The organism is Paenibacillus montanisoli, assembly GCF_003268025.1.
Lineage (GTDB): Bacteria > Bacillota > Bacilli > Paenibacillales > Paenibacillaceae > Paenibacillus_Z > Paenibacillus_Z montanisoli.
The window spans coordinates 185887-210012 of record NZ_QLUW01000003.1 but is presented as its reverse complement, the minus strand read 5'-3'; the positions used below and the strand labels follow the sequence as shown (position 1 = coordinate 210012).

Below are 24126 nucleotides of genomic sequence, written 5' to 3'. Positions count from 1 at the left end.
CTCCTCCTTCAATACAACGATTCTCCGGTCGCTTTGCGGCTTAACGAGTTGGCGATCACCAGCAGGAACAAGCCGACGACCGATTTGAACAGCCCGATTGCGGTCGCGTAGCTGTATTGCATTTGCTTCAAGCCAGCTTTGTAGATATAGGTGTCCAAAATTTCGCTATTCGTAACGTTGAGCGGGTTCTGGAAGACGAAGACCCGTTCGAAGCCGTAATCCATGAAGTCGCCGATCTTCAGAAGAAAGAGCACCGTAATCACCGGGAGCAGCGACGGCAGCGTGATCTTCAGCGTTTGCTTCCATCGGCCTGCGCCGTCGATCTCGGACGCTTCGTACAGCTCGGGATTGATGCCGGTCAAAGCGGCGAGATAGATGATCGTCCCCCAGCCTACGTCACGCCACAAGCCGGAGCCAACCAGAATGGAGCGGATATAGCCGTTCTCGCCGAGAAAATAAATCGGATCTATGCCGAACCAGCCGACGATCGCATTCACTATGCCGGAGGTGGGCGACAGCATGCCCGCGAAGATGCCGCTGACGATGACCCACGACAAGAAGTGCGGCGCGTAGACAATGGTCTGCACGATCTTCTTATAGAGGACTAAACGGACCTCGTTTAATAGCAAGGCCAGTATAATCGGCGCCGTGAACGCGAGCGATATATCGAGAGCGCCGAGCACCAGCGTGTTTTTCAATATGCGCAGAAAGTCGTAATGCTGGAACATGCGCTCGAAATGCTCGAAACCGACCCAAGGGCTTCCGCTGAAGCCGGCGAACAGATTGTAATTCTGGAACGCAATCACCGATCCGAGCAGCGGCACGTATTTGAACACGAGAAAATAAAGTATGCCTGGGATCGAAAGCAGATACAGCGTCCGGTACTTCCAGATGAATCCGAGCAACAGCCATCCCTCCTCGCCAGCAGCTTGTTTGTGCATACTCTCATCCTAGCCGCTGGCGGGTGAAGCAACAATGGAATCGCTTTTCTTGCGCTTGTGTTTTTTTTAGGTTCCGTGAGCAATAAAAAAGACTGCACCTAATCGTTTAGGTGCAGTCGGATTTAGCTCGAGGCGGGCCTAGTGAGGTAACCATTACCGCAGATGTGCGGCAAGGCGGCGAATGTGAGGTCAAGAGCGGTAACCGTTACCGTACATGTGAAGCAAGTCGGCGAATGTGCGGTGAAGAGAGGTAACGGTTACCGCACATGTGCGGCAAAGCGGCGAACGTGAGGTTAAGAGAGGTAACTGTTACCGCACATGTGCGGCAAAGCGGCGAACGTGAGTCAAGAGAGGTAACTGTTACCGCACATGTGCGGTAAAGCGGCGAACGTGAGGTCAAGAGCGGTAACTGATACCACACATGTGCGGCAAAGCCGCGAGTGTGAGGTCAAGAGAGGTAACTGTTACCGCACTTTGAGTAGAATGACGAGCAAGGTGGCCGTCCCTGTCTAAATATCCAGATGGACGCCGCTTGTACGCTGCTCCAGCATGGCGCGGACGATGGTGCCGATATGCGCGCCCGCTTCTACCGGGGGCGTTCCGCCCTCATGAATATTGGACAGCACCGTCCGGCTGCTCTCCACCGTACCAAGCCTCGGCCTGTAGCACATGTACGCGCTAAGCGACTTCGACGAGACCAACCCTGGCCGCTCGCCGATCAATAGGACGAGCGCCTCCGGCTCCAGCAGCTCGCCGATGTGGTCCATGACCGCCACGCGTCCGCCGCGCACGAAGAACGGCGTGCCCGCGGCAAGCCCTTGCACGCGCAGCGAATCTATCAAAGACATGTAAACATCCTCGAGATTCGCACTCACCGCATTGGCGCTTAACCCGTCGGAGACGACGATTTGCACCTGCGGCTTCCGCTTGCATGTCGCACGAATGAGCGCAGCGCCTTCCTCCGTAATGATCCTTCCCTGATCCGGCCGTTTCAAATAGTTCTCCGTATTCCCGTAGCAGGTCTCAACGGTGAACAGCCCGAACCGATCCAGCAGCGGCTGGCTTACGGTGCCGTAAATCGAGTCCACCGCCGCGGCGTGGTCATAGCGGAATTTCAGCAGCTCCCTCGTAAGCGGCCGCGTTCCCGCACGCCATACGCCGATTCGCGCAGGCGTGCTTGCGAGCAGCTCCGTCAACCCTTCCTCCCATTTGGGATGAGGGACATGCGAGGCCCGGACGCCGAATGACCCGCCGTCGGCCTCCGATTCCGCTGCCTCAGCGGAATCGTCGTTCGCACCGCCTGCGGCGGCCTTATCGCCGCCCGCGCCACTGACGTCCGCCGTCGAAGCCTTCTCGCCGACTGCTCCTCCATTGGCGTTTCCTTCTGCCGCCTTCCCGCCGAACTCGCCTGTGCCGGCTGCGCCAGCGGCATCCTGATCCGCGGCACGCGGCGCAATCCGCTTCTCCAACTCCGCCATTACGCGATCGACCAGCTGCTCCAATGCCAGTTTCGATGACTGCATGCCCCAATCCTCCTCACATGAACAGGCTCGGATCGCCCGCGAGCGGCGTTAGCTTGCCGTTCTCCATCAGCCCCATTCGGACCAGCCATTTCTCGAACTCCGGCGCCGGTCTCCGGCCCAGCGTCTCGCGCAGCGTAGCGATATCGTGATAGCTCGTCGATTGATAATTGAGCATGCAGTCGTCCGCCATCGCGACGCCAATCAGGAAATTGACCCCGGCGGCCGTCAGCAGCACCGCCAAATTGTCCATGTCGTTCTGATCCGCCTTCATATGGTTCGTATAGCAGACATCGACCCCCATCGGCAGCCCGTGCAGCTTCCCCATAAAATGATCCTCAAGCCCCGCGCGGATCACCTGCCGGCTGTCGTACAAATACTCAGGGCCGATAAAGCCGACGACCGTATTGATCATGAACGGCCGGTACCGCCGCGCCAGCCCGTAACATCTAGCTTCCAGCGTTAGCTGATCGACGCCGTGATGGGCTTCGCTCGACAGCTCCGACCCTTGCCCCGTCTCGAAATACCACAGGTTCGGCCCAGCACCCGTGCCCTGCCTATGAATAAGCTCGTTCGCCTCGTCGAGCAGCTCCACGTTTATACCGAAGGCGTCGTTCCCCTTCTCCGTACCCGCCAGGCTCTGGAAAATCAAATCCGCCGGCGCTCCGCCGCGGATGGCGCGCATCTGCGTCTTCACATGGGCGAGCACGCAGTTCTGCGTCGGAATCTCCCACTTCGTCATCACGTCCTTGGTTGCTTCCAACAAGCTCCGGACGCTGTCTCCCGAATCAATCACCGGATTGACACCGATCACGGCATCGCCGATGCCGTAGCTTAAGGCTTCGAAGAGCGAGGCCTTCACGCCTTGGATGCTATCGGAGGGATGATTCGGCTGCGCCCGTCCGGCAAGCACGCCCCTATGCCCCAACGTGCCGTTGCATGCCGTCACCACCTCCGCCTTCGCTGCGGCCTGGATCAGGTCAAGGTTGCTCATCAGCTTCGCAACCGCCGCCACCATCTCGCTCGTCAAGCCGCGGCCGATCCGGCGAAGCTGTTCCCCGCCGGTCTCCTGCCGGAGCAAATATTCCCGCAATTCGCCGACGGTCCAATGCCGGATCTCCGCGAAAACCCGCTCGTTCACCGCCTCCTCGATTACCCGGGACACTTCGTCATCCTCGGGTGGAATCAAGGGATGATCGCGCAGATCGCCGAGCGTGATCTCGGAGAGCACTAGCTTCGCGGCCACGCGTTCCTTGGCATCCTCGGCCGCGATGCCGGCCAGCTGATCGCCGGATTTCTCTTCGTTCGCTTTGGCCATCACCGCCTTCAAATCCCGGAAGCGGTACGACTTCCCGAACAGATTCGTGCTCAGCTTCATGCTCTTATCCCCCCTTGAAGCCCGATTGGAACGCAAGCGTCTTCACGACGACCGGAATCATCCTGCCCGGCAGCGGCTCGCCGAGATCGATGAAATCACCGTGTTCCACCGCGATTTGATCAACGCAGATGACGGAAAGGCGCTCGCCGGCCCGGAGCTGAAGCGACTGCCCCAGCGATTGCGCCATGTCCTGCTCGCAGACGACGACGAGGATCTCGCTGCCCGAGAAGGCCGACGTATAGCTATGCAAAATAGCCTCGGCCAGCCGCAGAACGGCGGCGTACGAGACCGTCTTCAAGCCGGTGAGCGCAAGCGCGAACGGCGGAGAAGCGCCGCGATCATAAAGGCCGGCGCAGAGCCGCATCGCATCGGCGACCGCTTCCGCAAGCAGCTCCTGCCCAGCGTTGTCCGCTTCCACCGGCAGGGCAAGCTTGTGTACGGGCAAGCTGCGGATCGGCAGCAGCCGCGCATCTATATGGACCGTGGCGCCGCTAATCACGGTACTCTGCATCCCCGCGCCGATGACGGTCGCTCGGACCGTTTGCGTCGGCTTCTCGAGCCGGATGGCATATTGCGGCAGGCAAACCCGCAGCGAATGCGCAAGCAGCGGGCCGATATCGCCATAGGCGGCGGCTTCGGCCATCGAGACCGGCGGCGGACTTTCCATCAGAAGATGCCCGATGCCGCCCGAGAACGTCCACGCCTCGATGGCCGGCATGCGCGGCATCGCGCCGCTTTCTCCGACAAGGAGCTTCTTCCATGCGGCATCCCGTGACGGCTCCGAGACCCCGGCCACGGCATCCAACATGTCCCGGCACATGGCCGCGCATATCCTCTCCAACATCCCCATGCTCACCTTATGCCCCGGTTCAACGACAAAGCCGCGAGCACCGAGCCAAGGCCGGATGGAAGGGGAAACGGCAGCCACCGTGCCATCCCGGTCAATTCTAATTAATCGGCCCCCGACATGAAACGTGACGGTGCCTATCGGATTTCCCCGCCGGAATACCGCCACATTGGCCGTCCCGCCTCCGATATCGATGTTCGCGACCGCTTCCCTCGTCTCCATGGACAACGCTTCCGCGCCGGCGCCCCTGCCCGCAAGCAGTCCTTCCAAATTCGCGCCCGCCGCGGCAACGACGAAGTCACCGGCACGCTCGGCGAGCCGGTGAATCATCTCCCGCGCGTTCCGCTTGGTCGCCGTTTCGCCGGTAATGATCACGGCTCCCGACTTCAGCTCGCCCGGCCTGATGCCCGCGTTCCGGTATTCGTCCGTCACGATCGCCCAGACGCCATCCGCATCCAGCTCATCCTCGCCCTTCAGCGGCGTGCCGTGGATCGGGCTCGCATAGAGCAATTGCCGCTCCGGGATTTCATACCTAGGCATCGCCGCCGCGCTTGAGACGCGGACCAGCCGCAGCCGGCTGACGATCAGCTTGGTCGTGCTCGTTCCGATGTCGATGCCCACGCTGGCGATCCACTGCTCCTTCACCCGCTTCCCTCCGCCAGAAAGCGCGCAGCCAGTTCGGGCAGAGGCACGCGCTCGGCCATGCTCAGGTCGCGCAGCCTCGCATACGCTTCCTGCTCATCCAGTCCGAAGCGCTTCATGAGCACGCCCTTCGCTTTCTCTACCCACTTCCGTTCCTCCAGCGACTGCCGCAGCTGCTTGAGGTCGCGCCTGAGACCGTCAAATCGCGCCTTCTGGCTCAGAGCAATTTCGACGGCCGGAATCAAGTCCGCCTCCGTGACCGGCTTCACCAGATATGCAATAACGCCGGCCTCGCGGGCCTCCTGCACCAATTCCTTCTGGCTGTACGCCGTCAGCAGGAGGACGGAGGTGCCGAGCTCCTGCATGCCCTGAATAATGCGGGTCGCTTTGATCCCGTTCATGACCGGCATTTTCACGTCCATAATGACAAGATCGGGCTTCAAACGCGCGGCAAGCTCCACCGCCTCTTGGCCGTTCTTCCCTTCGCCGACGACGTGGTAGCCCTCTTCCTCGAGCATTTCGCGAATATCCATCCTGATGATGGGATCGTCGTCCACGATAACAATCGCGTGCTTCACCCTTCTTCCTCCTTCCGTCCATCCGCTTCCGCCAGCGGGAATGCAATGAAGACACGAGTACCAAGCGGCCCTGAAGCAATTCGGAGCAGGCCCCCAAGATTTTCTTGAACGAGCGTTTCGCATATTTGAAGGCCGATATGTCCCTTCCTCCCGTTCGGCTCGGCGGCCGGATCCAACATGCCGATGCCGTTATCCGATACATGAATCTGGGCTTCTCCGCCCGCGATTCGCAGCTCGATCTCGATTTCGCCGTCCAGGCGCTCGCGGAATGCGTGAATGACGCAATTTTGCACCAGCTCATTCAGCACCAGCGCCAGCGTCATCGCCTGCTCCGACGGCAAAATCAACCCGTCGCCGCCGACGGCGGCATGTATACGCTGATCCGGCTTCGCAGAGGATGCGAGGATGTTTTTGGCGATCCGCTCCGCGACCTCTTTGAACGGAATACTGTGCTCGATGCCTTCAAAGGCAAGCATCTCATGGATCACCGCGATGCTGTTAATCCTGTTGATGCTGTCCCGGTAGACGCTCCGTACCTCCTCATGCTGCGTTCTCCGCATTTGCATCCGGAGGAGACCCGACACGGTCTGCAAGTTATTTTTGACGCGGTGATGGATCTCCTTGATGACGGCCGACTTGATCATCAGCTGCTTCTCCTTCTCCTTGAGCTCCGATAAGTCGCGGATCAGAATAAAGCCGCCGACCATCCGCTGCTCCCGGAACAGGGACAGCGCCTTGAGCTCGAACGTCACGTGGCCGAACCGGAATTCGCCGCGAAAAACATCCGTCTGTTCCCGCATGCGGGCGCTGCTCAGCCGACCGTCGAACAAACCGCCGACAGGACAGCCTTCGGCATTGCCGCGATGGCCCATTTCCAGCAGCAGCCTTTTGGCCTGAGGATTGGTATAGGTGACGATTTCTTCCTCATCGAAAAGCACGATCCCTTCCTGCATGAGCGACTGCATGCCGCCTTCCGACATCGCCAGCGAGAGCAGCGTTTCGCCTAGCCGCTCCGTCGTTTCCATCAGCCGTTCCACGTTCCGCTCCTGCTCGACGTGCTTGGTAATGTCCGATTCGAGGATGAGAGCACCAATGACGCATCCCCGCTTGGCATGGATCGGTACGACGTTTTGCTGCATGGCGATGCCTTCCTGCGACAGACCGCGGGAGCCGAGCATCGGCTTGCCCGACATCAAGGTGAACATGACGGCAGGTTCATTGCGGAAATGGGCGTATTGACCGACAACGGACGTTTTGTAGAGCGAGATTGCCGTGGACGGATGCGCCTGCGCAACGACGAGCGCCATGCGTTCGTCCGCAAGCGGGCAGTCGATGAACACATCGGACCGGGACACGTCGGCGATCCACTGCAAATGGCGGGCCAGATCCTCGATCATCGTTACGTCATCGGCAGACAGCGCCGTATGATGCCTGCATAATTCGCTCAGCATGCCCTATCCCTCCGTCACGCCTTGGATACGAATGAAAGAAGCTTGGCGCGAAGCTCCTCCAAGCCAAGCATATTCAAGGAAGAAGTGCAGAAAATTTCGCTGCCCGCCGGGAGCGACTGCCGAAGCAGAATCGCGGCTCGTTCGCCGTCCGCCTCGGCCGCGTCCATTTTGGTGATGACGCCGATCGCCGGAATCGGGAACCCCCCTGCAAAGCCCGGCGGAAAATAATTTCGCGTCCGCGTCGCATCCTGCACGAGCACAAGCGCGCACGCTTCATGCGAAGTAGCCATTAAGGCGCGGTAATACAGCGGATTCTCGCTGTATTCGCCCGGCGTATCGATGAGCCAGTCCCGGTACACGAGCGACTGCGTCTTAAGGGCCGCATCCTGCTCGCCGAACAGCCGCTTGATGAGCGTTGATTTGCCCGACCCGATCGCGCCGATGATCATGATTTTCCTCATGCCTCTCACGACCTTGTCAGCGGCGCGATCGTGAAATGCAGCTTTTCGGCCAGAAAGACGTTCACGGCCTCGATAGCCATGCTGACGGCGGATACCTCGCCGACGATGACGAGCGAGCCGGTAAACCGGTCCAAGTAGCCGATGCCGACATGCGCGGCTTTCGTCGCCACGTCCGCCGCGATAATGGCCGTCTCGGTCGGCGTTAGCGTGAGAATGCCGATCGCGCTCGCTTCCTCGATGCCAAGCTTCGTGTACAGAATGGGGTCGGGATTGGCAATCACATGGGCGAGCGTCAGCTGCTTGCCCGGCACATACTCCTGGATGACGCGCTGCTTGCCCTGCTCCATCATGCGTCCTCCGTTCCATCCAGAGATGCGACATCGAAGCTGTCCACGATGCCGATAATCATCGCGTCGATCGGGACGTTTCGGCCGCCGAACAGCGCGCGGGCCGGACTGCCCCTTGAGATGACGACCTGCTCTCCCACGCCGGCCCCGATCCGGTCGGCGGCGATGACCGTCTGCCCCGCCGGCTTCCCGCCAAAATCGATCGGCTGAACGACCATCAGCTTCAAATTGTCCATCCCTTCTTCCTTCTGGGTCGCCCAGATGCTTCCGATTACCTTGCCGAACATCATAGGCCGCTCACCCTCCATCCGTCATTCGGACTTCGATGCCTTGCTCCCGGAGCATATCCTTCGCCAGCGGCGACACGATCGTCCCCTTGCCTGCCTCAATGCAAGCGATGCGCCCGCTTCTTGTCCGCTCGCGTACCCATTCGGCGGTTAGCAGCTTTCCTTCAAACCGCTCTATGCCGGTACCGGTTTCAAAACCGGCCGGATCCCTCGCGTCGTCCTTCTCCTCGCCAGCCTTCATACCGAATCGGTCTGCAACCCACGTCGCCAGCTCCTTCGAAGGGGCAAAATAAACCCCGTACATCTGCATCTCGCTCTTGTAATAGCGAAACAGCTTCCGGTAAGGTTCAGGCAGCTCTAGCGCCTTCAATGTACGGCGGTCGGCACGAGTTAACCCTGGGCTGTCGTCACCGACGACGACAAACTTTCCCGTCACTAGCGCGGCGAATGCCAGCTCCGATACCACCGTGCCCTTCATGCCAAGCGCGATCCGTCCCGCATCGTCAAGCGAGATTTCCGGGATGACGAGGCCATCGTACGCCAGCGGGATTTCGATCGGGGCAGGGGCGGAATCGTCTTGGGCAATGACCCGTCCAGAACCGCTCGACTCTACTTTATGCATGCCAAGCCATGCCGATGTTACTCCGTCGAGAAACATTCGGTCATAGTGGATGCCATTTTTCCGCAGCAGGATAAAATGGTCGGCATACGCTTCATGAGCGGTGCTGTCGTTGAACAGATAAAGCACTCTAGGCTCCTTCGCCGCCTTTTCCTCCTGCAGCTTGCCGACAAGCTCGCGGATGATGGACTCCACCAGCTGCTTCATCTCCAACTGCGGTCCCCCCTCGCTCAGCCCGTGTAAACGCCGTTGATCCCAACCATCCGTACGGCATCGCCTGTCGCCAGCCCCGCCGCGTTCGCTTCGTCCGTGTCGAGATGCAGCTCCAGCGCGAAGCGCTCGTGCACCCTTACGATAACTTCGGGGAAAATGACCGGCCGTGCCGATGAAACCGTCTGCACCAGCAGCCTGTCGCCGTGCTTCACTCCAAATGCAGCCGCCTCGTCCACCGACATATGAACGTGGTTCCTTGCGGCAATCAACCCTTCCCGCAGCGCGAGCATGCCGCAAGGACCGATAACGGCAATGCCGGATGTCCCTGCCAAATCGCCGGATAACCGGAGATCCGGCTGAACGCCCAGCGCGAAGCCGTCCGTTCGCGAGATTTCCGCTTGCGTTGCCCCTCTCGCCGGACCGAGAACGCGCACGTTCCGGAGGACGCCTTTCGGACCCGCCAGCGTCACGGTTTCCTTCGCCGCGAATTGGCCCGGCTGCGACAATTCGCGCTGGACGGTCAGCTTGGCTCCGGCGCCGAACAGCGCTTCGACATGCGGCTCGGATAGATGGATGTGGCGGCCGGATACGCCTACCGGGATCGTTCTGCCGATCGGCGGCGTTGCACGGAAGTCCGCCGCTGCCGTTCGCTCGACCCGTATGCCTCGCGATCTCAAGAAATCCGCTGCGGCCGGCGTCAGCTTAACCCCTTCTTCGACCGGGTACGGATTCGGAAGTCCCTTCGCCAGCCCCGCCCTTAGCGCCGCTTCCGTAATCAGCCTCATCGCGGTCCGGATCAGCCTTCAAGCTTCGGCAAAATAAACTCAATGTCGGAATGCGGGCGAGGAATGACATGCACGGACACGAGCTCGCCGATCTTCTCCGCCGCGGCGGCGCCCGCATCCGTTGCCGCTTTCACGGCGCCGACGTCGCCCCTGACCATGACCGTTACCAGACCGCCGCCGACATGCACCTTGCCGATCAGCCTGACGTTCGCCGCCTTCACCATCGCGTCGGCTGCCTCGATCGAGCCGACCAGCCCTTTCGTTTCTATCATACCGAGTGCCGTATATTCGCCTGCCATCGTCCATGCCTCCTCTTAGGAATGCTGTTCCTAGTTATCCAAGCTTCATTTGGGAAAGAACGCTCTTCACGATATCCAGTACCTCTTCCCGCGAAATGCCGAGTTGGCGCGTGCCAATCACTTGCCGGGCCAATCGCTCGGCCGCCTCATGTTCCACCTGCATATCGCGAATACCGAAAGCAACCCGCTTTAGATTCATCAGATGCTGCGGTCCGATATTATCCGATGTGATGTTGCCGCCGTAAGCCCCGCATCCGAGCGTCATCGAAGGCAAAATGCCCGTTGTGGCGCCGATTCCGCCGAAAGTCGTTCCGGCGTTTACGATGATACGCGACGCCGGCAGCTCCAGTCCGAACGCCTCAATGACCGCTTCGTCTCCGCAATGGATGCCGAGCGTATGCCCGAGTCCGCCGAGCTCCAGCAGCTCCGTGCAGAGCCGCCCGCCTTCCAAACAATCGTTTACCGTGTACAAGGCTAGAATCGGCGACAGCTTCTCGACGGAAAATGGATAATCCAGACCGACGCCCTTTTCCTCGGCAACCAACACGCTCGTCTCCAAAGGCACGGAAATGCCGGCCATATCAGCGATGGCCTGAGGCGACTTACCGACAATCCGCGGGTTTAGGCCGTTTCCGCGCAAAATCAGCTCCGCGATCTGTCGCTTCTCCCGCTCGTTCAGCAAATAAGCTCCCTGCCTCTTCAGCTCCTCCACTAGGCGGGACTTGATCGGCTGATCGGCCACGATCGCTTGCTCGGAGGCGCAAATCGTCCCGTAATCGAACGTTTTGCTCTGCAGGATCCGGCTCACGGCGCGCGGAATGTCCGCGCTGCGGTGAACAAAGACCGGCACGTTGCCAGGTCCAACTCCATATGCGGGCTTGCCGGAGCTGTAAGCCGCCTTTACCATGCCTGCGCCGCCGGTCGCCAGAATAACATCCGTCAACCGATGCTTCATGAGCTCGCCGCAAGCCTCGATCGACGGGACCGACAGGCAATGGATCAAGCCGGGGGGCGCACCCGCTTCCTCCGCCGAATGACGCATCAGCTTCGCCGTTTCTTGAGAGCACCGCAGCGCGGAAGGATGCGGAGAAATGACGATCGCGTTGCGCGCCTTCAGCGCGATCATGCATTTGAACAAGACCGTCGAGGTCGGGTTGGTCGAAGGAACGATGGCGGCCACGACTCCGACAGGCTGCGCCACCTCCCATATCTGCCGCGCTTCGTCCTTGCCGATGATGCCGACGGTCTTCATCTCCTTGATCGAGGCGTAAACGTCGCGCGCGACGAACAGGTTTTTGGCTTTCTTGTCGGCCGGCTTGCCGAAGCCCGTTTCCTCTACGGCCAATAGGCCGAGCCGCTCCGCATGCTCCTCTGCTGCAGCTGCCATTGCCGCGATGATGCGGTCCACTTGCTGCTGCGTCAGTTTCTCCAGCTGCTTCTGCGCCGCCTTGGCTTCGGCCAGACTGCTTCGAACCTCTTGGATCGCCTGCAAATCCGAATCCAGCAATCTCATTCGTTTCCACCGTCCCGGTCTTCGCCTTTCTCCGCAGCAACCGGCTTCACCAATTGCGCCACCGCTTCATCCGGCCTCGCAATGACATGCGTGCCCAACAGCTTACCTGCCCCGGCTGCGGCCTGAGCCCCGGCTGCGACAGCCGCCTTCACCGCGGCGACATCGCCTAGAATAAAGATCGTGACGATGCCGGCATCGACTTTGTTAACCGCTGTCACCCGGACGTCCGCCGTCTTGGCAGCAGCGTCCGCCGCCGCGATCAATGCCGGAACGCCGTACGTTTCAATCATGCCAAGCGAATACGGCGGCTGCCTCATGTCCGCTCCCCCTTACCATTTGATCGGCTGCCTCGCAACGCCCGCCACCGCCTCGGCGAAAGCCTCGGCCGCGGCTCTGCACGCGGATTGGCTGCCCGTCAGCAGGCCGCCGCCGAAGTTGGTCTCCGTTGGAGGGCCGTAGAACACGCAAAGCCGGACGTCCGCCGCCTTCAGCGCCGCGTCCAAACCGTATACGGCCTCCAGCGGCGGCGCAATCAGATACGCAATCGGTTCGCCTTCCGCGATGCCGGCCACGCCGGACAAGTACGATCCGCTTCGGGAAACGACATGCGCGTAATACGCGTGCGTCCCTTCCTCATTCAGGGCGTAGAAGCATGCGCCGCTTTCCATAAGCGACACGGCCGCCTGCAGCCCGCTTGCCACCTCCGCCGGCGTTGCCCCGCCGAGCATGCCGATAAACTCGCCCGACAGCGGACCGGATGCGTGCGCCGAGCCGGCATAAAATGATTTTGCGTAAATCACGTCGACGGCGGCCTTCTTCGTCGCTTCATCGATCGCCGTATACCCGACATCGTCGATCGTCGACGTAATGAGCCCGATGCTTCGGATGCCCGGCGGGAGCGACAGCTGCGCCGCCAGGCCCGGGTCGACATTGGGAATGACTCTGACCGACAGCGGTACCGCGCGGATCGGTTGGCCAGCCACTGCACACACCTCCTAGCTAGGGAGTCGTCCGAAAACGGCAAACGCCCAGGAAGGAAGCGTGCGCTCGCTCGCTTCCCGCCTAGGCGCCATTGCCTAAGAGACTATGCCTTTTACTATCAAGATATGATTACAGCGTCCCAATCATTCCCGAGCGGCAGCAGTTACCTCTCTTGACCACCTTTCCCGCGAATTTCCACGCATGTGCGGTAACCGTTACCTCTCTTGACCGCTTTTCCCGCGAATTTCTACTCATGTGCGGTAACCGTTACCTCTCTTGACCACCTTTCTCGCGAATACCTGCTCATGTGCGGTAACCGTTACCTCTCTTGACCACCTTTCTCGCGAATACCTGCTCATGTGCGGTAACCGTTACCTCTCTTGACCACCTTTCCCGCGAATTCCTACACATGTGCGGTAACCGTTTCCTCTCTTGTCTAACAAAAAAAACCGTGACGAGCAGACACACTGTCTGCTTATCACGGTTCTCAAACTACTGCATAATCTCCCGTACGCCCGGCCAATGGAGCCAAATATCGCGCATCGGCGCTCTCCAATCGAGCTCATGCTCGACGTGGTTGACGCGGAAGAATATCGCATACCTTGGGTTAGGGGAAGCATTTAATGCCACCGTATGCGCCAGCTGATAATGAACGAGAAACACGTCCCCGGGCTCCCCTATCGTTTGAACCGGTTCGGGCATCTCGACCGGCGGCATCCCGTTTAGCAGCGAATCCGGCCCGTGCTCGCGGAAATACTGCTCGAAAATCTTATGCGTCCCCGGCCATACGGTGAAATTGCCGGTGAACTTTGTGCGTACCGGACTTAAAAGCACGCCGACAAGCATCGTAAAATTCCCGATTGTTCCTTCCTTCACGCCATTGGTCGGAGAGTACATGCCGTCCAGATGAGGCTTATTTACTGCCGGCGGATCCTGCAGCGTCGGAAACCGCAAGGCGACTTGTCCGGCGCGGATCGGTTTCGTCATCCCTTCTCCGAGCAACTCCTCCACAAACCCCTTAACCGGAGTGTCGTTGAACAAGCCGGTAATCGGCGGTTTGTCCTGCAGCTCCGGGCAGAAGGATTGCGCGCGGAACTTCGTCATCTGTTCGACCGGCATCCCCTGTCCGACGGAATGATTAATATGTTTTACTGCATGGTCGATCATCACTTGTGGAATCACGCCGGGAATGTGGATATACCCTTTGGTGAGCATAGATTGTTTCTGTTCGAACGTGAGCTTCATTACGGTATTTCCTCCTTATCGTCTTCTTCCGATTCCGAGGTTTCCTTGATCTTCCAGAATTTTCATGATGCCCTCGTTATCCATCATAAGGGACAGGAGAGGCTATGCCAATATGAAATTAATATGAAATTATGTGAGAAATCACTACGGATTTGCTATTTCCGGATGCATCCGGATTAACCTCTCCAACAGCCGAAGCTGCTGAAATGGTTCCAACGGCAGATGAAGCGGCAACTCCTCTTTCAGGTTCGCTTTTCCGCCAGCTTGAATGTATTCACCAAGCGTCACCGATGCGAAAGCGATCCTTCGAATATCATCCGGACTTAGAAGCAAAACGCCCTTCGTTTCCATCATGGGAACCGGCTCATCTTGAGTAGAAGCTAAATAAATGGGAGTTATCGCGTGACCATTGGGCCTTCTCCCGACCAAAAGGGGCTCACAGTCCGACTCGTGCCAACTTCCGGCCATTAACTCCGGGTTGTTCGAAGACTCATACCAATAGGTAGCCGGCGGCTTAGTTGGGGTGAGCCGTATTCCAGCCTCTTCGTAAGCTTCCCGCTTAGCGCACTGCCAGCCTGTTTCGCCATTTTCTCTATGCCCGCCTAATCTAACGACGCCTAGGGCAGAGCCCGTCTTGGTTGGTCCAACTTGAAAAGGAAAAAAACCGTTGAAATGTACAAAAACGCCAGCGGTCACGATTTCCAGCCTCATCGCCTCACCCCCGCCTTATCGACAAACTCCAAACAATCGCTATCCGCCAACCGTATCACTTTATGCGGATAGCGCTGCAGCTCAGCCTCCATCCGGTCCCGATTCCGTTCGAAGTCCCGCGTCCACTTGTACATCATGCGCAGCATGTTCAAATCCGGTTTGTAGTGACAGGTTTCCATGCCGAGCTTTTGTTTCGCGAACCGGGTCAAAATTCGGATTCGCCGCTTCCAAAGCGGCGTATCGAGGAAGATGATCGTATCGGCCAACTCGAATAAGCATTGCCGGTACGATTCCCGGTCGGTGCCTTCCAATATCCACGGCCCGTTCCGGTCAATCTCCTTAATGACCTCCACCTGTTCGGCTGCGGTCCGTTTGAATCGCTCTGATGCCGTTCGATGATGAACAATGCAGTCCAGCTCATGCCAAGGAACGTTGATCCTCTCGGATAGCCGTTTCGCCAACGTCGTCTTCCCGCTGGCAACGATGCCGACTATGAAAATTTTCTTCATTCTCTCCGCCACCTCATCGGGACATCGTCAAAACCAATTCCTCCGCATCCCCGCCAAACCAGTGCGAGTCATATTCAACCAATTCGCACTCCGAACACCGTTATCCTCCCAGAACCCTTATTCCAGCAAAAAAAGGCTGCCGGTCACCCGACAGCCCCAACTGCTCTATCACTCTATCGCTCCGTAAGCCGAATCTCCTTCGCCTTGCCGTCCCAAGCCACGTCATACCCGATCAGCTCGGAAATATTTCGCAGCGGGAGCATGACGGTATTGCCTGCAAGCCGCGAAGCTGTTATCTCGATCGGCGATCCGTCCGCTTCCACCACGCTCGTCAAAATCGTATGCGTGATCTTCCGATCGCCGATATACGCCGTAACCGTCTTGGCTGCCCCGTTCCATTCCACCACCGCTCCGAGCATTTCGAACACTTCTCTCATCGGAATAAATACGCGGTTGTCCGCGAGAATCAAAGGATGCTTCAGCACCTTCGTTTCGCCGTTTACCAGCAGCTTTCCTTCATAGTTCTTCAACACGGGGTACGCATGCTGCTCGGCAATGTCGGCAAAAGCAAGCGCCGACGTCGTAATGATCACTTTTGTACCGATCTTGATTTGCGGAAACAGCCAATGAATGTCATCGTTGTACATGCGAATGCAGCCCGCGCTTACGTACTTGCCGATGGATTTGCTGTTATTATTGCCGTGAATCGCATATGTCGTCCCGTAAGTCCCGTTGACCTCCAGGCCCAGCCAGCGGTCGCCGAGCGGATTCCGGGGATCGCCGCCGGGGATCTTCTCTTTGTAGTACGGCCGGTTCTTGATTTTATTGACGATCTTGAAGCTTCCTTCCGGTGTCAGCGAACGCGTTCGTCCGGTTCCGACAGAGAAGGTTTTAACAAGCTCTCCGTCTCTAAAAAATGCCATTTTATTCGTTTTCTTATTCACGATGATCAAATCGTCCGCGCTTTCTGACGCGCTGGCGCTGGAGATGGGCAAAACAAGCCCCAGCAGCAATAAGGCGCTCAGCAGCAAAGCGGCCTTCCATCCATACCGTTTCAGGACAACTACCTCCATTTCAATATTGACATATGAATCAATATATGAGCTGGACTAGCTGCCTCATCACGGCAAATTCGCTTAATTTTTGCTAAAAAAAAGAAAGGCCGCCGGTACACCAGCACCGGGCAGCCTTCCCAAAGTCAATTATTTCGCTTGAATATAGCCTTCCGCCTTCAGCAGCTCGGCGATCAGCACGGCTCCGCCGGCAGCGCCGCGAACGGTATTGTGCGACAGTCCTACGAATTTGTAATCATAGACGGAGTCCTCGCGCAATCTGCCGACCGAAACGCCCATGCCGCGCTCGATGTCGCGATCAAGCTTCGTCTGCGGACGGTTCTCTTCTTCAAAATACGTAATGAACTGCTTCGGCGCGCTCGGCAGGCCAAGCTCCTGCGGGCGTCCTTGGTACTGTCTCCAACGCGCGAGAATCTCTTCCTTCACCGGCTTGTTCTCGAACGATGCGAATACGGTTGCCAGGTGGCCGTCCGTTACCGGTACGCGAATGCACTGCGTCGTGATCAGAGGCGCGCTTGCTTTCACGATCTCTCCGCCCTCGACGCTGCCCCAGATCCGAAGCGGTTCCTGCTCGCTCTTCTCTTCCTCGCCGCCGATGTATGGGATAACGTTGTCGAGCATATCCGGCCAATCGGTAAAGTTTTTGCCCGCTCCGGAGATTGCTTGGTAGGTCGAAGCCACGACAGTCGTCGGCTTGAAATCAAGCAGGGCGTGAAGCGCCGGTACATAGCTCTGAATGGAGCAGTTCGGCTTGACGGCAATGAAGCCGGTCTCCGTACCGAGACGTTTACGCTGCGCGGCAATGACTTCCAGGTGGCTCGGGTTGATTTCCGGAATGACCATCGGCACGTCCGGCGTCCAGCGGTGAGCCGAGTTGTTCGAAACGACAGGCGTTCCCGTCTTCGCATAAGCTTCCTCGAGGGCTTTAATTTCATTCTTCGCCATGTCGACGGCGCAGAATACGAAATCAACCTGACCGGCTACTTCTTCCACTTGAGAAGCGTCCTGGACGACGATTTGCTTCACATCTTCAGGAATCGGCGTAGCCAGCTTCCATCTGCCTTTTACCGCTTCCTCGTATGTTTTGCCCGCCGAACTAGCGCTCGCCGCAATGGCGGTGACTTGGAACCAAGGATGCTGATCCAGCAGCTCTACGAAGCGCTGACCCACCATGCCCGTTCCGCCTACAATACCGACTTTCAGTTTCCCCGTCATAATCCTTCAATCCTTTCAGCAGTCTGATTTGATGTACCGTATGCTTGCATGGAACAGATTGATATTGCTTTTTGGCTAATAAAAAAATCCCACCCCCAAGACTAGTCAGCCAGTCTTAGGGACGAGATTTGTAAACTCGCGGTACCACCCCAAATTCGCGAATATGTCGCCATATTCACCTCTTCAAGTACGGCAATGCGCACATGCAATGCTTATACTCTAGCCCTGTAACAGGAGCCCCTGGCGCAACATCCCCATGTATAATGGTTCCGCTGCGCTGCTCGGAGTCTTTCTTCAATAAAAAACTCTTTGCCCCTTTTCAGCTGCCGGAGCTCTCTGTAAAAGAATTCATTTATTTACTCTTCTCTTCTTCGCATTTAAATATTTCGTCCATAGTATCAAATATCGTCCGCAAGGTAAATATGTTTTTGAAAATTCATGGTACTCGGGCGTATGCCCATTTTTGGCAGACAAGACACGAAACCGGCATCCGGGCGATATCCTAGTATAGTCAAATGACTATCAGCTAATGGAGGTTACCTAATGGATCGTGGATTTTTTCCCGGCGGCGGCTTTGGACGGCGTCCGTTCTTTCGTCCGTTCCCTCATCCTTTCTTCCCGCGTCGCTTCTTGTTTCCGTTTTTCTTCTTCTCCCCGTTCTTCTTTCCATTCTGGAGGGACGACAATCCCGAAGACATGATCTACGCAAGGCATCAAGTTGCGCCAGGCGATACGATGGCCAAAATCTGCCACAAATATAATATGCCTCATGTAATGGTTGAAGAGGCCAATCCAAATCTCAATCCGCATCAATTGAGAGCCGGAGAAACCGTCGTGATCCCTCGCATCTCCAATATGCAGTGCCAGAAGTCCTATCAGGAGGCTCCTATGCCGCAAGAGCAAGGCCAGCCTATGCAGCAGCAATAACGCCCTGAATATGACGCGGCCGCTGCTCGGAATATCCGAGAAGCGGCCGCTTTTGCTTTCTATTACTAAGTATTACCAGGCACTGCTTTGCATGACTACGTCCACGCTTGTCCAGCCCGATCCAGTATGCTTTTCAACGCTCGGCTTGCCCGTACGAACAGCTCTTCGGAGCTTTCGTTCGGATACTGGCCGGTAGACGCCAAATGCGGCTCTAACGACAGGAATCCGTCGTAGCCTCTTTGCTGCAAGCTGCCGATCAGCTCCGGCAATCGGCCGTCGCCTTGGCCGGCAGGCGTTTCTTTGCCTGTCCTGGACGAAACGTCTTTGACATGCATGTAAGCCACATAGCCTTCCAACAGGCGGTATGCCGCCATGGTCGACGCGACGCCGCTTTGAATATAATTGCCGGGATCGAACGCATGACGCAGACAGCTTGAGCCGCAATGCTCGATCACGTCCAAACAGCGTTCGGGCGTATCCGCATACGTCCCGGTCTCGTTCTCCAGCAGCAGCAGGACATCCGCTTCCTCCGCCCGCCGAACAAGCAGCTTCATACGGAGCATCACTTCATCGCGGTAAATCCCCGGGTCATCCCCGCGAGGGATAAAGAACGAGAAAAGACGGATATGCGCTGTGCCGAACAGCTTTGCCACGGCGATCGCCCGGTCAAAGGCCAGCAGATGCGGCTCCATCTCATCCTGAATGCCGATCTTCCCGATCGGCGAGCCGATTGCGGAGACGCGCACTCCGTTTCGTTCCAGCTCGGCTTTCACCAGCTGCAAGTGCTCGTCGCTCAGCTGCAGCACATTGATCCCGTCCACGCTTCGAAATTCGAGATAGCGAATCTCTTCTTGACGAAGCACTTCCAGCTGCCGCGTCAAATCGGCGGCAATCTCATCCGCGAATCCGGTTAGTTTCATGTTGGCTCCCTCCCGCTTATCGTTCTTACCGCAGCCCGGCCAAAATCCCCTTCACATAGCTCAGCGACTCAAGCGCGCTGCGGTCGAGGTTTGCCTCGCTGCCTCCGCCGACAAGCGGCGAGCACATTTCGTAAGACAATGCGCCATCATAACCGATTTCATGCAGGGCGCCGATGAATTCATGATAATCAATATTCCCTTTGCCGATCGGAACCGAAATCATCTCCATCCCGTTAGGAGTGAATGTGACGGTCTCCGAAACATATTTGAACTTCTCGCGGCGGATATAATCCGTTAAGTGCGTATGGACGACCATTCCCTTGAACTTGTGGACGGTTTCGCGAAGCGGCTTATGGTGGTTGTCGATGAACGGCGCGTCGAGCACGACCTTGGCGTTCGGCTCGTCGATCTCGGCCATCAGATCGAGCAGGCTGTCCGGGTCGCTCGCGATGCAGGAGTGATTTTGCACGCCGATCGTAATGCCATAGTCCGCCGCCATGCGCGCGCTTTCTTGAATGCCTTTCACGCAGCTGTCCCATTGCGCTCTGTAAGGAACCCCTTCTTTGAAATAGCCGGTGTAGGTTCTCACGATCGGACTGCCCAGATCATGCGCGAGCTCAATGACGCTCCGCATGTAAAGCAGTTCTTTCTCCATGTATGCCATGTCCTTGTGCTCGAAAAACGATGCAAAATCGTGATAGCTGGCCACGCAAGACAACGTAAGCCCCTTATCCGCAAGCAGCTGCTTCAATTGCCGCCGGTCGTCTCTGCTTAGGTCGAGCGGCGAGCAGTGAGGACGCTTCGCGGCAAACTCGACGCTTTCAAACCCCAGAACAGCCGCCTTCTCCACAAATTGCTCCAGCGTAAGCGCCGTCTGTCCGCCCCAAGTGCCGGAATAACTAACCGAGTGCAAGGCAACCTTCACTTTCGATCCCTCCAAGTCTGGATTTCGTACAGCTTGTTTCTCATGTTACAGCAATCCGGCAAAAAATAAAGCGGCAGTTCAAAGCTAAATTCGCCCCTTGACTGCCGCTCTTTTCTTCATTTCACAAGATCGTAAATGCCTCTGAACGTGCTGGCGAACGTATCGCGGCTGATCCGCACCATCGCTTTCAGCCCTTGCGCTTCCAGTCCGGCTTGGAACGAAGGCGCGAACAAGCCGCCGCTCTTCGATATTTGCCCGCCGATGACGATAACATCGGGTGCAAAGCGCCGCAGCGCCGGCCCTAGTATGACGGCCATTTGTTCGCCGAACGCCTCGAACAACTCCTTCTCCGGTATGCTGCCTTCGAAAGCCGCTTCTGCCAGCTGCTTGACATCCCGGTCGCCGATGTCTACGTTGCGATCCATGGCGAGCCGCAGCACGCCGATTTTCGAGATGTATTCGTCCGCTATGCCATAGTGGTACGGCGTCGGATACAGCCAGCCGTTCTCCGGCACGTCCGGGCGGTGCTTCACCAACTCGCCGTTCTCGATGAAGCAGGAGCCAAGGCCCGTGCCGATCGTCAGGCATACTGCCCGTTCTGCCTCCCCGGCCTTGAAGCCGCTTGCTTCGCCAAGGCCGAACAGGGCGGCATCGTTCTCGAAGGCGATGCGGAACTGCGGCGCCAGCCGCGTGCGAAGCTCATCGTCCGCGTACAGCGCTTCCTCGATCAACCTGCCGACTTCAAGGCCATACAGCGATTCGAATTTGCCCAAGCCGCGAATCAGGCAGATGCCCTTCTCATAATCGAAGGGACCGGGAAACGCAAGCCCAAAGCCGACGATCGGCTCAGGATCAAGCATCCCGCCCCGGTGCAGCATGTCTTTTACGATGGCGACGAAGTGCGCGATTATCGCATCTGCAGCCAGGTAAGATTTTGCCTCGTACTGCCCGACCGTTGGTTCGATAACCGCGCTGCCGCGCATGACGGCCGCTTTAATTTGCGTACCGCCGACGTCGAATGCCAGAATGAGTCCGGATTTCATCTTGAAGGCTCCCCCTATGCTCGTACAAAAGCTTTGATCGTACCGATTGTCTTGCCCTCGCTAGGTCCGCTAGGGCGGATCGTATACGCGGCCACGGCAGCTGGAACGATGAACGTTTCCGCGTAGCGGATCACGAACGGCTCGAACGCGCCGTCCGGGCTTTCCACCGTCGCCTCTTCCCCTTCGATCAGATTGAGCATGTGCACGCTGCCGTTCGCTTCATGTCGAACCGGAACCGAGAACCAGTGCCGGCGCGTCTCGATGAATTCAAGGTCGTGCAGTCCCGTCCGCTCTTCCTTCCAGCCCTCGCCTTCCGCTACGGGCTCGACGCGTCCTACGCAGCTCTTCGTCCATTCGGTCGTCCGGTCCCATTGAATGACTTTCTCGCCGTGATCGACGTGAACCGGGCGCGGCTTGCCGTCGAGACCGAGCCGGTCCCAATCCCATAGCTTAAACGTGAAAATATACGGCGTCGCGCTAATCTCCAGCACCATGCATCCGGTGCCGGAGCAGTGGATAGTCCCCGCCGGAATGAGAAAATGATCATGCTTCGCCGCAGGGTACACATTCACATACTCTTCCGCCGGGAAAGCGAATCCCCCTTGCTGCGCCTTGCGCAAGTCGGCCAGCATTTGCGCGGAATCCACGTTTTCCCGAAGTCCCAGATAAACCTCGGCGCCCGGCACGGCCTCGAGGATGTAATAGCTCTCATCCTGCGTATACGGCATGCCGAACTGCTCCCGGATATATTCGGTCGTCGGATGCACCTGCAAGCTCAAGTTCTGGCCGCCGATCGTATCCAAGAAGTCGAAGCGAATGGGGAACTCCGCCCCGAAGCGCGAGTACACCTTCTCCCCAAGCAGTTTGACGGATTCGAAGAAAACCAGATTGATCGACGGCAGCTCTAGCCGAAGCCCGCCGTACTGGAAATACAGGCTGTTCTCCTCCGGAACGCCGTCGAAGCCCCAAGCGTACGGATGATTCTTCTGCGGCAGGTCGATGTTGGCCTCCAGCCACGTTCCGCCCCAGACGCCCGGATCGAAATACGGCACGAGCCGGAACGGCCGGTTTGCCGTCTGCCCAAGGCCGGCGAACAGCGCCTGCCGCGAAACCAGCTTCGGCTCGTCCTTCACGTTCGTGTCCAAGTAATAGTCGATGCGAGGAAGCAGCGTTTTCTTGAGCCGGTCGGCCATGCGCCACTCGAAGAAGAAGCCGCGCTTATAGAGACGGAGAATATCCGTTTCGACGATGTTCGTCCGCCAGTTGGCGTATTCCTTCGAACGATAGCGCTGCTGAATTTCCCAACGCGCCAGGTCTGCGTACAGCAGCACATCCCCGTCCGCGACCAGCGATGCGCCGAAGCCGATCACGATAATAACGCCGCTGCCGGCCGCTTCGATCCGGTCTTGCAGCCGCTTCAGCTTCTCAGGCACATAAAACTCTTCAATGCGAAAAGGAGCCATATAGCCGAAAACGCGATCATCGGTCATATAGCGCTCGACTATGCGGTCCGCCTCGGCCGGGTCGAGCGCTGCATCCTCCGCTTGAATGACGAGCGCAGGCTGCAGCGAAGCGGACAGTCCCGCCAGCACTTCCTCTTGCCGGACGCCGGGATAGCATTCTACGACGACGATCGATTTGTCTTTGCCCGTGCCTGCAAGTGCCGCACGCACCGTTTTCCCAATTGCTTCGTAGCCCGCCCAAGCCTCGTGCTCCCAACCCTGGATGGCAACAACCGGTTCCTTATTGTAAGCTGCTTTCATGTTCACGCCCCGCTCCTTTTTATCCAATGTTCATTTACTGATCATAATATATCATAAATTCACACATATGAACACCCAAAAATGTCCACCTATACGGTATGCAGCTCAACTCCGCTTTCCTCCATGAGCTGCTTGTGCTCATCCGAGATGCCTTCGTCCGTGACAAGCACATCGATATCCGCGAGATGGGCGACCGTAGAGAAATACCGTTTTCCGAGCTTCGAGGAGTCAAGCAGCATGACAACCTTCTTCGCCGAGCGGATCATCGCCTTCTTCACCTGCGTATCGAGCAGGTTCGGATCGGTGAAGCCAGCCTCCGGATTGAAGCCGAGCGCCGACAGAAACAGCGTGTCCGCGTGGTACTCCGCGAAGAATTGCTCCGCCACCGGCCCGACGAACGTGCCCGATACTTCCCGCAGCATGCCGCCGCAGCAAATGATCGCATGGCGCTCAGACACGAATGGCCGGAACCGGCTGAGCGTATCCATCCCGTTCGTGAGCAGCGTCAGCTGGTCGAATGCGCTCAAATGCTCGGCCATGCGCGAAACCGTCGTGCCGTTCTCGAGAATGAGCACATCCCTGCTCTTCACGAAATGTTCCGCCGCATAAAGCGCCAGCCGCTCCTTAACATCCACGTTATGCGCCTGTTTCGTAGCCAGGTCCGGCTCCTCGCCTCCCGAAGCCAGTTCCCGGTAAATGACGCCGCCATGGGAGCGCTGCACGCGATTCTCCTGCTCCAGCAGCTGGATGTCCCGGCGGATCGTCATTTCCGACACGCCGAAATGGTCGCTGAGCTCCTTCATCGTGGCAGCCCCTTGCCGGGCCAGATAAGTTAGTAATGCTTGTTTGCGTTGTAGTGGCAGCATGCACAATCCCTCGTCGTTTTTTTCACTCATTTTAACACAAATGAACATCAATCTAAAGGGCCGCCCT

26 protein-coding genes, 1 pseudogene and 1 other annotated feature are annotated in these 24126 nt (G+C 57.9%); of the genes and pseudogenes, 1 reads left to right on the top strand and 26 read right to left on the bottom strand.

From position 1 onward, the window contains the following. Nucleotides 1–8 precede the first annotated feature (8 nt). From DL346_RS16905 to asd, 21 genes and pseudogenes are all read right to left on the bottom strand, one after another. The gene (locus DL346_RS16905; RefSeq protein WP_112883335.1) at nucleotides 9–941 is read right to left on the bottom strand and encodes an ABC transporter permease; all 933 of its coding nucleotides are present in this window, start codon (nucleotides 939–941) and stop codon (nucleotides 9–11) included. Between the two features lie 509 nt (nucleotides 942–1450). Beyond that, nucleotides 1451–2464, bottom strand: a complete 1014-nt coding sequence (eutC, locus tag DL346_RS16900) for an ethanolamine ammonia-lyase subunit EutC (protein WP_112883334.1) — start codon at nucleotides 2462–2464, stop codon at nucleotides 1451–1453. A gap of 13 nt (nucleotides 2465–2477) precedes the next feature. Continuing rightward, nucleotides 2478–3839 (bottom strand): ethanolamine ammonia-lyase subunit EutB, encoded by a 1362-nt coding sequence (locus DL346_RS16895; protein ID WP_112883333.1) that lies wholly within the window; start codon nucleotides 3837–3839, stop codon nucleotides 2478–2480. Nucleotides 3840–3843: 4 nt separating this feature from the next. Further along, a complete protein-coding gene (locus tag DL346_RS16890; protein ID WP_112883332.1) occupies nucleotides 3844–5331 on the bottom strand; it encodes an ethanolamine ammonia-lyase reactivating factor EutA in 1488 nt (495 codons plus the stop codon). Next, nucleotides 5328–5906 carry an ANTAR domain-containing response regulator gene (locus DL346_RS16885; RefSeq protein ID WP_165822530.1) on the bottom strand — a complete coding sequence of 193 codons (579 nt, stop codon included), beginning with the start codon at nucleotides 5904–5906 and terminating at the stop codon, nucleotides 5328–5330. Before DL346_RS16885 ends, DL346_RS16890 begins: the two co-directional genes overlap by 4 nt. After that, nucleotides 5903–7357: a sensor histidine kinase gene (locus DL346_RS16880; RefSeq protein ID WP_112883330.1), complete on the bottom strand. Its 1455-nt coding sequence runs from the start codon at nucleotides 7355–7357 to the stop codon at nucleotides 5903–5905. Before DL346_RS16880 ends, DL346_RS16885 begins: the two co-directional genes overlap by 4 nt. Nucleotides 7358–7371: 14 nt before the next feature. Beyond that, complete coding sequence (locus DL346_RS16875) at nucleotides 7372–7818, bottom strand: EutP/PduV family microcompartment system protein (RefSeq protein ID WP_112883329.1); 447 nt, start codon at nucleotides 7816–7818, stop codon at nucleotides 7372–7374. Nucleotides 7819–7823: 5 nt separating this feature from the next. After that, a complete protein-coding gene (locus DL346_RS16870; RefSeq protein WP_112883328.1) occupies nucleotides 7824–8165 on the bottom strand; it encodes a BMC domain-containing protein in 342 nt (113 codons plus the stop codon). Then, on the bottom strand, nucleotides 8165–8455 hold the full coding sequence (locus DL346_RS16865) for a EutN/CcmL family microcompartment protein (protein ID WP_112883327.1): 291 nt from the start codon (nucleotides 8453–8455) through the stop codon (nucleotides 8165–8167). Before DL346_RS16865 ends, DL346_RS16870 begins: the two co-directional genes overlap by 1 nt. A gap of 7 nt (nucleotides 8456–8462) precedes the next feature. Then, on the bottom strand, nucleotides 8463–9278 hold the full coding sequence (locus tag DL346_RS16860) for a hypothetical protein (protein WP_240633306.1): 816 nt from the start codon (nucleotides 9276–9278) through the stop codon (nucleotides 8463–8465). 23 nt (nucleotides 9279–9301) lie between these two features. Continuing rightward, the gene (pduL, locus tag DL346_RS16855; RefSeq protein WP_112883325.1) at nucleotides 9302–10069 is read right to left on the bottom strand and encodes a phosphate propanoyltransferase; all 768 of its coding nucleotides are present in this window, start codon (nucleotides 10067–10069) and stop codon (nucleotides 9302–9304) included. Between the two features lie 11 nt (nucleotides 10070–10080). Continuing rightward, entirely contained in the window at nucleotides 10081–10368 is a 288-nt protein-coding gene (eutM, locus tag DL346_RS16850; protein WP_112883324.1) for an ethanolamine utilization microcompartment protein EutM, read from the bottom strand. 34 nt (nucleotides 10369–10402) lie between these two features. After that, nucleotides 10403–11881: an acetaldehyde dehydrogenase (acetylating) gene (locus DL346_RS16845; RefSeq protein WP_112883323.1), complete on the bottom strand. Its 1479-nt coding sequence runs from the start codon at nucleotides 11879–11881 to the stop codon at nucleotides 10403–10405. Beyond that, on the bottom strand, nucleotides 11878–12198 hold the full coding sequence (locus DL346_RS16840) for a BMC domain-containing protein (protein WP_112883322.1): 321 nt from the start codon (nucleotides 12196–12198) through the stop codon (nucleotides 11878–11880). Before DL346_RS16840 ends, DL346_RS16845 begins: the two co-directional genes overlap by 4 nt. Nucleotides 12199–12210: 12 nt before the next feature. After that, nucleotides 12211–12864 (bottom strand): ethanolamine utilization microcompartment protein EutL, encoded by a 654-nt coding sequence (gene eutL, locus DL346_RS16835; RefSeq protein ID WP_112883321.1) that lies wholly within the window; start codon nucleotides 12862–12864, stop codon nucleotides 12211–12213. Nucleotides 12865–13354: 490 nt separating this feature from the next. After that, nucleotides 13355–14107 (bottom strand): phytanoyl-CoA dioxygenase family protein, encoded by a 753-nt coding sequence (locus DL346_RS16830; protein WP_112883320.1) that lies wholly within the window; start codon nucleotides 14105–14107, stop codon nucleotides 13355–13357. 144 nt (nucleotides 14108–14251) lie between these two features. After that, nucleotides 14252–14461, bottom strand: coding sequence for a hypothetical protein (locus tag DL346_RS29525; RefSeq protein ID WP_240633247.1), 210 nt, complete (start codon nucleotides 14459–14461; stop codon nucleotides 14252–14254). A gap of 144 nt (nucleotides 14462–14605) precedes the next feature. After that, nucleotides 14606–14818: pseudogene (locus DL346_RS29905) on the bottom strand (NUDIX domain-containing protein); the annotation flags it as partial. Further along, a complete protein-coding gene (locus tag DL346_RS16820) occupies nucleotides 14815–15327 on the bottom strand; it encodes an AAA family ATPase (protein ID WP_112883318.1) in 513 nt (170 codons plus the stop codon). The pseudogene DL346_RS29905 and the gene DL346_RS16820, both read right to left, overlap by 4 nt. 173 nt (nucleotides 15328–15500) lie before the next feature. Next, a complete protein-coding gene (locus DL346_RS16815) occupies nucleotides 15501–16400 on the bottom strand; it encodes a L,D-transpeptidase family protein (RefSeq protein ID WP_112883317.1) in 900 nt (299 codons plus the stop codon). Nucleotides 16401–16529: 129 nt separating this feature from the next. Beyond that, the gene (asd, locus tag DL346_RS16810; protein ID WP_112883316.1) at nucleotides 16530–17615 is read right to left on the bottom strand and encodes an aspartate-semialdehyde dehydrogenase; all 1086 of its coding nucleotides are present in this window, start codon (nucleotides 17613–17615) and stop codon (nucleotides 16530–16532) included. A gap of 114 nt (nucleotides 17616–17729) precedes the next feature. Next, nucleotides 17730–17996, bottom strand: a binding site (T-box leader). Nucleotides 17997–18158: 162 nt separating this feature from the next. Here asd and DL346_RS16800 point away from each other — a divergent pair. Then, a complete protein-coding gene (locus DL346_RS16800) occupies nucleotides 18159–18542 on the top strand; it encodes a LysM peptidoglycan-binding domain-containing protein (RefSeq protein WP_112883314.1) in 384 nt (127 codons plus the stop codon). Nucleotides 18543–18637: 95 nt separating this feature from the next. On the opposite strand, the gene DL346_RS16795 is transcribed toward DL346_RS16800, so the two are convergent. The 5 genes from DL346_RS16795 to DL346_RS16775 all read right to left on the bottom strand — a co-directional run bounded on the left by DL346_RS16795 (nucleotide 18638) and on the right by DL346_RS16775 (nucleotide 24059). Beyond that, nucleotides 18638–19462, bottom strand: coding sequence for a sugar phosphate isomerase/epimerase family protein (locus DL346_RS16795; RefSeq protein WP_112883313.1), 825 nt, complete (start codon nucleotides 19460–19462; stop codon nucleotides 18638–18640). Nucleotides 19463–19487: 25 nt separating this feature from the next. Further along, a complete protein-coding gene (locus tag DL346_RS16790; RefSeq protein WP_165822543.1) occupies nucleotides 19488–20387 on the bottom strand; it encodes a sugar phosphate isomerase/epimerase family protein in 900 nt (299 codons plus the stop codon). Nucleotides 20388–20503: 116 nt separating this feature from the next. Then, a complete protein-coding gene (locus tag DL346_RS16785) occupies nucleotides 20504–21430 on the bottom strand; it encodes an ROK family protein (RefSeq protein ID WP_112883311.1) in 927 nt (308 codons plus the stop codon). Between the two features lie 14 nt (nucleotides 21431–21444). Continuing rightward, entirely contained in the window at nucleotides 21445–23193 is a 1749-nt protein-coding gene (locus DL346_RS16780) for a class I mannose-6-phosphate isomerase (RefSeq protein WP_112883310.1), read from the bottom strand. Nucleotides 23194–23282: 89 nt separating this feature from the next. Further along, a complete protein-coding gene (locus DL346_RS16775; RefSeq protein WP_165822542.1) occupies nucleotides 23283–24059 on the bottom strand; it encodes a DeoR/GlpR family DNA-binding transcription regulator in 777 nt (258 codons plus the stop codon). Nucleotides 24060–24126: the final 67 nt, after the last annotated feature.

Bases quoted from the DNA above. Each gene is read 5' to 3' on its own strand.
- DL346_RS16905 (WP_112883335.1), bottom strand. From the start codon at position 941: ATGCACAAACAAGCTGCTGGCGAGGAGGGATGGCTGTTGCTCGGATTC.
- eutC (WP_112883334.1), bottom strand. From the start codon at position 2,464: ATGCAGTCATCGAAACTGGCATTGGAGCAGCTGGTCGATCGCGTAATG.
- DL346_RS16895 (WP_112883333.1), bottom strand. From the start codon at position 3,839: ATGAAGCTGAGCACGAATCTGTTCGGGAAGTCGTACCGCTTCCGGGAT.
- DL346_RS16880 (WP_112883330.1), bottom strand. From the start codon at position 7,357: ATGCTGAGCGAATTATGCAGGCATCATACGGCGCTGTCTGCCGATGAC.
- DL346_RS16875 (WP_112883329.1), bottom strand. From the start codon at position 7,818: ATGAGGAAAATCATGATCATCGGCGCGATCGGGTCGGGCAAATCAACG.
- DL346_RS16870 (WP_112883328.1), bottom strand. From the start codon at position 8,165: ATGGAGCAGGGCAAGCAGCGCGTCATCCAGGAGTATGTGCCGGGCAAG.
- DL346_RS16865 (WP_112883327.1), bottom strand. From the start codon at position 8,455: ATGATGTTCGGCAAGGTAATCGGAAGCATCTGGGCGACCCAGAAGGAA.
- DL346_RS16860 (WP_240633306.1), bottom strand. From the start codon at position 9,278: ATGAAGCAGCTGGTGGAGTCCATCATCCGCGAGCTTGTCGGCAAGCTG.
- pduL (WP_112883325.1), bottom strand. From the start codon at position 10,069: ATGAGGCTGATTACGGAAGCGGCGCTAAGGGCGGGGCTGGCGAAGGGA.
- eutM (WP_112883324.1), bottom strand. From the start codon at position 10,368: ATGGCAGGCGAATATACGGCACTCGGTATGATAGAAACGAAAGGGCTG.
- DL346_RS16845 (WP_112883323.1), bottom strand. From the start codon at position 11,881: ATGAGATTGCTGGATTCGGATTTGCAGGCGATCCAAGAGGTTCGAAGC.
- DL346_RS16840 (WP_112883322.1), bottom strand. From the start codon at position 12,198: ATGAGGCAGCCGCCGTATTCGCTTGGCATGATTGAAACGTACGGCGTT.
- DL346_RS16830 (WP_112883320.1), bottom strand. From the start codon at position 14,107: ATGAAGCTCACGTTCGAACAGAAACAATCTATGCTCACCAAAGGGTAT.
- DL346_RS29525 (WP_240633247.1), bottom strand. From the start codon at position 14,461: ATGATGGAAACGAAGGGCGTTTTGCTTCTAAGTCCGGATGATATTCGA.
- DL346_RS16820 (WP_112883318.1), bottom strand. From the start codon at position 15,327: ATGAAGAAAATTTTCATAGTCGGCATCGTTGCCAGCGGGAAGACGACG.
- DL346_RS16815 (WP_112883317.1), bottom strand. From the start codon at position 16,400: ATGGAGGTAGTTGTCCTGAAACGGTATGGATGGAAGGCCGCTTTGCTG.
- asd (WP_112883316.1), bottom strand. From the start codon at position 17,615: ATGACGGGGAAACTGAAAGTCGGTATTGTAGGCGGAACGGGCATGGTG.
- DL346_RS16800 (WP_112883314.1), top strand. From the start codon at position 18,159: ATGGATCGTGGATTTTTTCCCGGCGGCGGCTTTGGACGGCGTCCGTTC.
- DL346_RS16795 (WP_112883313.1), bottom strand. From the start codon at position 19,462: ATGAAACTAACCGGATTCGCGGATGAGATTGCCGCCGATTTGACGCGG.
- DL346_RS16785 (WP_112883311.1), bottom strand. From the start codon at position 21,430: ATGAAATCCGGACTCATTCTGGCATTCGACGTCGGCGGTACGCAAATT.
- DL346_RS16780 (WP_112883310.1), bottom strand. From the start codon at position 23,193: ATGAAAGCAGCTTACAATAAGGAACCGGTTGTTGCCATCCAGGGTTGG.
- DL346_RS16775 (WP_165822542.1), bottom strand. From the start codon at position 24,059: ATGCTGCCACTACAACGCAAACAAGCATTACTAACTTATCTGGCCCGG.